At 53.9% G+C, this 7,559-nt stretch carries 9 protein-coding genes; 8 read left to right on the top strand and 1 reads right to left on the bottom strand.

Annotation, left to right across the window (positions count from 1 at the left end; genetic code table 11):
• Nucleotides 1-826 (top strand): energy-coupling factor transporter transmembrane component T family protein (locus tag QQK89_RS25610; RefSeq protein WP_284241561.1); only part of this gene is annotated, 826 nt, incomplete at its 5' end.
• 19 nt (nucleotides 827-845) lie between these two features.
• Here QQK89_RS25610 and QQK89_RS25605 read toward each other — a convergent pair.
• Nucleotides 846-2,051 carry an MFS transporter gene (locus tag QQK89_RS25605; protein ID WP_284241560.1) on the bottom strand — a complete coding sequence of 402 codons (1,206 nt, stop codon included), beginning with the start codon at nucleotides 2,049-2,051 and terminating at the stop codon, nucleotides 846-848.
• A gap of 151 nt (nucleotides 2,052-2,202) precedes the next feature.
• Here QQK89_RS25605 and lepB point away from each other — a divergent pair, with 151 nt between their 5' ends.
• From lepB to QQK89_RS25570, 7 genes are all read left to right on the top strand, one after another.
• Nucleotides 2,203-2,739, top strand: a complete 537-nt coding sequence (gene lepB / locus QQK89_RS25600) for a signal peptidase I (RefSeq protein WP_284241559.1) — start codon at nucleotides 2,203-2,205, stop codon at nucleotides 2,737-2,739.
• A 28-nt stretch (nucleotides 2,740-2,767) separates the two neighbouring features.
• Nucleotides 2,768-3,577, top strand: coding sequence for a VanW family protein (locus QQK89_RS25595; RefSeq protein ID WP_284241574.1), 810 nt, complete (start codon nucleotides 2,768-2,770; stop codon nucleotides 3,575-3,577).
• A gap of 73 nt (nucleotides 3,578-3,650) precedes the next feature.
• Nucleotides 3,651-3,977 carry a DUF3889 domain-containing protein gene (locus QQK89_RS25590; protein WP_284241557.1) on the top strand — a complete coding sequence of 109 codons (327 nt, stop codon included), beginning with the start codon at nucleotides 3,651-3,653 and terminating at the stop codon, nucleotides 3,975-3,977.
• Nucleotides 3,978-4,071: 94 nt separating this feature from the next.
• Nucleotides 4,072-4,383: a YbjQ family protein gene (locus tag QQK89_RS25585; RefSeq protein ID WP_284241556.1), complete on the top strand. Its 312-nt coding sequence runs from the start codon at nucleotides 4,072-4,074 to the stop codon at nucleotides 4,381-4,383.
• Nucleotides 4,384-4,477: 94 nt separating this feature from the next.
• Entirely contained in the window at nucleotides 4,478-4,858 is a 381-nt protein-coding gene (locus QQK89_RS25580; RefSeq protein ID WP_284241555.1) for a DUF1992 domain-containing protein, read from the top strand.
• Nucleotide 4,859: 1 nt separating this feature from the next.
• Nucleotides 4,860-5,168, top strand: coding sequence for a rhodanese-like domain-containing protein (locus QQK89_RS25575; protein WP_284241554.1), 309 nt, complete (start codon nucleotides 4,860-4,862; stop codon nucleotides 5,166-5,168).
• A gap of 156 nt (nucleotides 5,169-5,324) precedes the next feature.
• The gene (locus tag QQK89_RS25570; RefSeq protein WP_284241553.1) at nucleotides 5,325-7,559 is read left to right on the top strand and encodes a heavy metal translocating P-type ATPase; all 2,235 of its coding nucleotides are present in this window, start codon (nucleotides 5,325-5,327) and stop codon (nucleotides 7,557-7,559) included.

Below are 7,559 nucleotides of genomic sequence, written 5' to 3'. Positions count from 1 at the left end.
GCGGTGCCTGGCCGCCGCCGCACATGCCGCTGCACAGAACGTCGCAGCGGCACGTGCGGCCCATGAGCCGCAGGCTTCGCCCGCTGCGGCCGGTAAACCCCGGCTCGCTTCGCGGTTTGATCCGCGGGCGCTAATCGCCGCGTACCTCATGCTCGCCACAACGATCCTGCTCCAGCACAGCTGGGCTGGTCTAGCTGTCGCGGTTGCCTTATGCGCCGCAGCCCTAATCCCGCTGCGGACGCAAATAAGGCCCTGGATCAAAGTGATCCGGGCCTACGTCATCATGACGGCGATTATCGCCGTTATTGCGGGCTTGCATTTGAAGCCATTCGCCTTCGATTGGGAGACTGCCTTGCAAAGTTTACAGCGGTTTAGCGGACTGCTTATCGTCATGATGCTAGGGCTGCCGCTCATGGGACTCGTGACGCCGCTGCGCGTTCAGCGGAGCCTCGAGCAAACCTTTGGCTGGCTAAGTCGCTTTAAAGTGCCGGTTACGTCGGTCGCGCTTACCGTCACGTTAATCTTCCGCTTCATTCCGCTGCTAGCAGCGGAGTGGGAGCGTTACGTGAAAATTGCGCATGCGCGGGGCAAAGCGACAACTCCTTCGGGCTCGCTGCCATTCCGAATGCTGCTGCCGGCTATGGTTCCATACATCCGGTCCTTGCTCCGCCTCGCCGAACAAATGGCGGATGCGCTTGAAGCGCGCGGAATCGGCGATCCGCGGATCAAGCCTACTCAAGGCCTCCGGCTTACATTCAGCCGGGAGGATCTATTTATTGTAAGCGGCGGGGCAATCGCAGCCATCCTTCTTTTGATAATCAGATAATTGGCCTATTGTTCTCCTGTTACATGCTTCTATGATTTTGCGCGACGGTTTGAAGCTGTATCCTCCGGTCTTGCCTGTAAAACAAGACGCAGAGCAACAAGGCCATAAATCCGAATACCCCGCCAAGGGCGAACCCGCTGTTCAATCCCCAGCCTTCGTTCAGCCAACCGGCTAGAAACGGACCCGCGAACATGCCCGCCGCATAGACCGCCTGGTACAATCCCATGGCGGTTGCCCGGCCTTGCGGGTCCACATCGCGGATCGCGAGCCCTAGCAGTAGAGGGATATGGAGGCCTTGGGCAAATCCGTTGATGATTTGCGTCATGATCAACAACCAAATGGAATGCACAAAACAGATGGAGACGGTGCAAATCGCGCTAAGAAGAAATCCGGCGCCAATCGTCATCCAGTTGCCAAAGCGCGGTGCGAACCAGCTGGCCGTAAACATGGAAGCGAGGGCATGAGGCGCCATGAAAGCGAACACAAGAAGCGTTAATTCAAATCCGCTGCTGCCCATGTCCTCCGCTTTGAGCGGCGTAAACCCGAACATCGTTATAAACAGTACGCAATGAGCAAGCAGAGACAATAGCGCTACACGCAGCAGCAGCTTTGTTCGAATGACGCTTTGGATCCGCGAGAACGAAATTCCGCTCCGCTCATGCAGCGGCTTGGCCGGCTCGCGAATGGCAAGCGCAAGCAAGAGGCCCATCCCCCCAATGACCGCCCCCAGCACAAAAGGAGCATCCTTTCCAAACCCATCCGACATCCATCCGCTGAGCAACATCCCGATCATCTGGCCGGACACGGTCATGACGCTAATATTGCCCATCGCTTTTGTCGCATCCTCCGCGGCAAAATAATTCGCGTACATCACGGTAAAAGCAACCCATGTCGAAGCGCATAACCCCGCCATCGCGCGTCCCGCAAGCGGCCATATCCAGCTCCCCGGAATAATAAACAAGAGACAGCTAATACTCGCGGCAAGCATGCCAAGCAGGATAAACGGCTTTCTTTTGCCCCAACGGTCCGATAACATCCCAAGCGGAAACCGGATCAGAAGCTGCACAAACCCGTAACTCCCAAGCACGATTCCGATTAAATCAAGCGACAGCCCTCTATAGCTCAGATAAGGCGACAACGTCGGCACGTACGTATACATCGCAATCCAGAACATTAAGGTGACCGCCATAAAAAGTAGTCGCTGCGACCTCGTTGATGGTTCCATTTCTGCTACCTCCCTCATATAAATCTACTTTATAAGACATGCCATCCACCTGTCACGGTTATTTTTTGCGCCCTAGGTAACTTTTTGCCGGGCACGAACGTTTTAGGTGTTGGTTATGTTCAATTCCTTTTTCTACAAGGGGTGCCAGGGGATGGATGAACATTTAACCGGGAAGAGCAGAGTGAAGAGGGAGCTGATCGAATGGCTGTGTTCGATTGCGGCTGCCATCGCGATTGCTTTGTTGTTCCAGAATTATGTTTACGCGCAAGCAGAAGTACATAACATCTCGATGCAAAAAACGTTGGTCGAAGGCGAGCGCCTGATCGAGGATAAATGGTCCTACCGCTTCCGCATGCCGGAGCGAGGGGATATCGTTGTCATTCATGGTCCGGAAAGCCCCTTGCGGTTGGTCAAGCGAGTGATCGGCCTGCCGGGCGATATTCTGGATGTGAAGGATGGTTCCATTTATTTGAACGGACAGCCGGTCTCGGAGCCTTATGCGGTGGGGTCAACCTTGCCCGGCGTGACGCGTTTCCCGTACACCGTAGGGTCGGGGCAGCTATTTGTCCTTGGCGACAACCGAGAGCATAGCGTGGACAGCCGAGCGCTTGGCCCGATTGCCATCTCCAGCATTGAAGGAAAAGCGGTATACCGAATCTGGCCCCTGAACAAATTTGGACAGCTCTGAAAGGAGAAAGCGAAGGTTGAACAATCTGATGCATCATCGTCCGGTCAGACGATCGTTTATGCGTTTGCAGGCAGGGAAATGGTGGTTTACGAATAAACGACGGTTGAAATGGCTGTTTGGAAGCCGCAAGCTGGCCAAGATGAATAAGGAGCTTTCATTGCCTTGCGTGGTGTTTACCCATGCTACGCCGCTGATCCGACCGTTAAGAAACGTAGACGGGTGGCTGCAAACGAATAAAGTAACCAATCTGCTTTTGGCAGCAGCCAAACTGAACGGGATCGTTCTGATGCCCGGCGAGACGTTCTCGTATTGGCGGGCAATCGGCAAGCCTACGAGGAACAAAGGATACGTAGACGGGATGGTTTTATTTTACGGCGGATATAAGGCTGGAGTAGGCGGCGGGTTATGCCAGATGTCCAATCTGGTTTATTGGATGACCCTTCATACGCCATTGCAGGTGATCGAGCGGCATCGCCACAGTTATGACGTGTTTCCGGACGCTGGTCGGACGCAACCTTTTGGCAGCGGGGCAACCTGTGCTTATAACTATTTGGATTTGCAGATTTATAATCCGACGAATGAGCCGTATCAGCTGATTGTGGGGTTGACGGAAGAGAAGCTGGTCGGGGAGTGGCGCGCACCCCAGCCAAGCAACTACCGTTACGAGGTGTTTGAGAAGGATCACCGGATTGAGCTGAAGCCTTGGGGCGGATATGTGCGGAGTAACGCGATTTATCGCCGGACGTTTGCCATGGAGGATGGCGAGCTTCTAGGGGAAGAGTTTGTTGCCGGCAATGAAGCGGTCATGATGTACGCGCCCATGCTTGAACCGGTGTGAGGGATGTATGTCTGCTGCCTTGTACAGCCACACTAGGAGTAGAAAGTCATTGTGTGGAAAATGAGGTGGCAACGTGGCAATCAAGCCGAGTAAAGGGTTTATCTATTTACTGATCGTTGCGGTATTTGTATTTGGCGTCCCTTCTGAGGCACATGCGGAGCCCTCCTATGCGAAATACGGCAGAGCAGCCATGCAGGAAACGGCTAACCGATATCCGGATGCCAACATTATCGATTACAAATACGAGGGACATTTTGAAACTTCAGGCGCGAGGAACGAGGAACGGTTCCGATTATGGCTTCGGGGCAGCGGTGGCGAATTTGGCGTGCGCGTTCATGTTTATGTTGCGGCCGATACCGGCCAGGTTCGAAATGTTGAATTGGAAGAAATAGCACGGTAAATATTTAATGTGGAATATGGAATGAAACGCCGCGCCGTTTCGGACGTATTCCTAGCTATGATTCGTTTACTTATTCTCGGGAGGGGTAACACACATGTTAGTGACAACTACGGCATCAATTGAAGGACGTCCCATTATCGAATATTCCGGTATCGTAACAGGCGAGGCCATTATGGGTGCCAACGTGGTCCGCGACTTTTTCGCTTCCATTACCGATATAGTAGGGGGCCGTTCAGGCGCTTACGAGAGCAAGCTGAAAGAAGCGAGAGACGTTGCTTTTGAAGAAATGAAAAATCAAGCCTTCCGTATGGGAGCCAATGCGATTGTCGGGATCGACATCGACTACGAGGTCGTTCGCGACGGCATGCTGATGGTGGCGGTTAGCGGAACGGCCGTCCGGATCTAACATGAAAGAAGCCTCTCATTGCCGGGAGGCTTCTTTTTCGTTACAATGCTTACAGAATAGCTTATTCGTTAACGGCAGAGAGGCGGGAATAAACATGGATTTCATGTCCTCCTTGGTAGAGCAGCGGATTAAGGAAGCGATGGCGAAAGGCGAGTTTGATAACCTTAAGGGGAAAGGCCAGCCAATTGAGTTGGAGGACCATTCCCATGTGCCCGAGGAACTGAGGGTCGCTTACAAACTTCTGAGCAATGCCGGAATGATCCCGGAGGAAATGGCCGTGAAGAAGGAAATCGTTAGCTTGCGGGACATGATCCGCTTCTGCCGGAATCCCGGGGAACAAGTTGCCTTGAAGAACAAGCTGACCGAAAAAGAGTTGCGCTACAAGATGCTGATGGAAGCTCGCGGATTGCAACAATCGCCGGTCTTTCAGCAATATGAGTCTAAGATCATCAAGAAATTTGAAGGAGTGGAATGAAGTGTATTCAGAGATTACGCCAACAGAAGTAGAAGAGCGCCTAAGCAACAGCGAGAAGTTGAACCTCATCGACGTGCGGGAAGACGACGAATGGGAATCGGGACATATTGCTGAAGCAATCAGCATTCCTTTGTCGCTCTTCGGCGAACGTTATGAAGAGCTTCCGAAAGAGGAAGCGTTGATTCTTGTGTGCCGCAGCGGCGCCCGCAGCGGACGAGCGTGCGACTTCCTTCATGCGCAAGGTTATAAGGTTGCGAATATGACCGGTGGCATGCTCGCCTGGAACGGCGAAGTGGCATACGGGAAATAAAGAGGAATTATGCGTGTTAATGGGGTCTACGGCCTCATTAGCACGCTTTTTTATTGCGCGTTAGCATGGCTTCTCCATTCGAATCATATAGATTAACGCAGGAGCTTGTTCCAATATCATTATCGCAGCTGGACAAGCGAAAGGCGGTGAATCGGCATGGATGACAAAGGAATAACGATAGATTTAGCCGTGCAAGGGATGAGCTGTACGGCATGCGCGGCCCGAATCGAGAAAAATATAAGCAAAATGCCAGGCGTTGAAGCCGTAGCGGTCAGTTATTCGGCTAGAACGGCTTGGGTGCAGTATATGCCGGAGATGGTTCAGCCAGCCTCCATTATGGAGCAGATCGGCAAGCTGGGCTTTAAAGCCAATTTGCCGGAGCATGCGAAGGAAGGTTTCGAGAAAGAGCGGAGTCGGCTTCGGATCAGATTAATAATTTCGTTGCTGCTCACGTTGCCGCTTCTGTCCGCCATGATTCAGCATCTGGCGCCATTTGCGCGGATCGAGCTGCCTGCCATGATGACCAATCCTTGGCTTCAGCTTGGACTAGCTACGATTATTCAATTTGTAATCGGCTTGCCGTTTTATATCGGGGCTTACCATGCGATTCGTTCGCGTGCGACAAATATGGACGTGCTTGTTGCAACCGGTACTTCGGCGGCTTATTTGTACAGCCATTATCTTGTGTTTAATGCGGACCGTACCGCTCTATTTGCGCATGAAGTGCCGCTATATTTCGAGACATCCGCCGTTGTTATAACCGCCGTTCTTCTGGGCAAGTTTATCGAAGCGTCCGTCACCTCAAGGGCGCAGCAGGATGCTTCTGGTTACAGCAAGCTGCTTAATGCGGTCGTGCGCGTGGAGCGGGCCGGAGTGGAGCTGGAGATCAAGACGGAATTCGTCCGCGAGAATGATTATGTGCTTGTTCAGGCCGGCCAGATCATTCCCGTTGACGGCATTGTCACAAGCGGCGAATCCGAAGTGGATGAGTCTTTACTCACGGGGGAAAGCGTGCCGCTTGGCAAACGTTCCGGCGACCAAGTATGGGCCGGCACGAAAAATGGCGGCAATACGCTGAGGATCCGGACAACGGCCGCCGGCTATGCGACGATGCTAAGCCGGATCGTGGATTTGGTCCGGCAAGCGCAAAGGTCCAAGTCCTTGATTCAGCGGCAAGTAGATGCGGTGTCCGCTTGGTTTGTTCCGACGATGCTGCTGCTTGCATTCGGTACGTTTGCGGTATGGGTAACCGCAGTAGATCCCGGCAATTGGACAACGGCATTCCGGTGCGCGGTTGCTGTTGTACTGGCGGCATGCCCTTGCGCGCTCGGATTAGCAACGCCAATCTCGCTTGTGGTTGCCTCCGGAAGACTGGCGAAACGGGGAATCGTCGTGAAAGAAGCCGGTGCGCTGGAGCGGTTAGCCCAGCTAAATATGCTTATCTTGGACAAGACGGGCACGTTGACCGAAGGAAAGCCGAAGATCAGCCGCATTCATGCACCGACGGGGAGCAAGCAAGGCTTGCTCAGGCTTGCCGCCGCGGTAGAGGCGAACTCCACTCATCCGCTTGCCATTGCCATTCGCGCGGAAGCCGTGCAAGCCGGACTGGTGCCGCCAACTGCCGCGGACTACTCTTATATGACGGGGAAAGGCGTCGAAGCTAACGTGGAACAGCGGAAGATCGGAGTGGGCAATGCAAGTTTTGTTGCGGCTAGAAATTGGACCTTCGGCAGTCCGACCATTCGAAGCTTCGCGGAAGAATGCCAGAAGCTTGGCGAAACGGTGCTTTATATCGCCGACAATAACCGGGTGATCGGGGCGATGTCTTTTTTTGATACGGTTAAGCCGCTCTCTAAATCCGCCGTGTCCAGGCTGCGCAAGGAAGGGGTGACGGTGCTGCTCGCAACTGGCGATCATCCGGCACCTGCGCTCAGCGCGGCGCAGACCGCGGGCATTCCGCACGAACGCGTATACGCGAATATGCTTCCGGAAGATAAGCTGGAGCTTGTTGACCAATTGAAGAAGCAGGATTACAAGGTGGGGATGGCGGGAGACGGCTGGAACGACGCGCCGGCTCTGGCAGCCGCGGATGTGGGTCTTGCCATGGGAGACGGGACCGACGCGGCCTTGACGGCTGGCCATATCACGCTGTTGCAGCCGCGGATGACGGCAATCCCCGAAGCGTTGCTGATCAGCCGCATGACGGTGCGCAACGTCCGGCAAAACTTGACGTTTGCATTTATTTATAACGCTCTCATTATTCCATTCGCCGCATGCGGCATGCTGCAGCCTTGGATGGCAGGCACGGCGATGGCGTTCAGCTCCGTTTCGGTCGTAGGCAACGCAATCCGCTTGGGAGCAAAGCTCAAAAAAGCGGCTGGACAATTCTAG

Source organism: Paenibacillus glycanilyticus (assembly GCF_030161375.1).
GTDB lineage: Bacteria > Bacillota > Bacilli > Paenibacillales > Paenibacillaceae > Pristimantibacillus > Pristimantibacillus glycanilyticus_B.
Note: the sequence above shows the minus strand (reverse complement) of the source record. Positions and strands in the feature narration are given on the sequence as shown.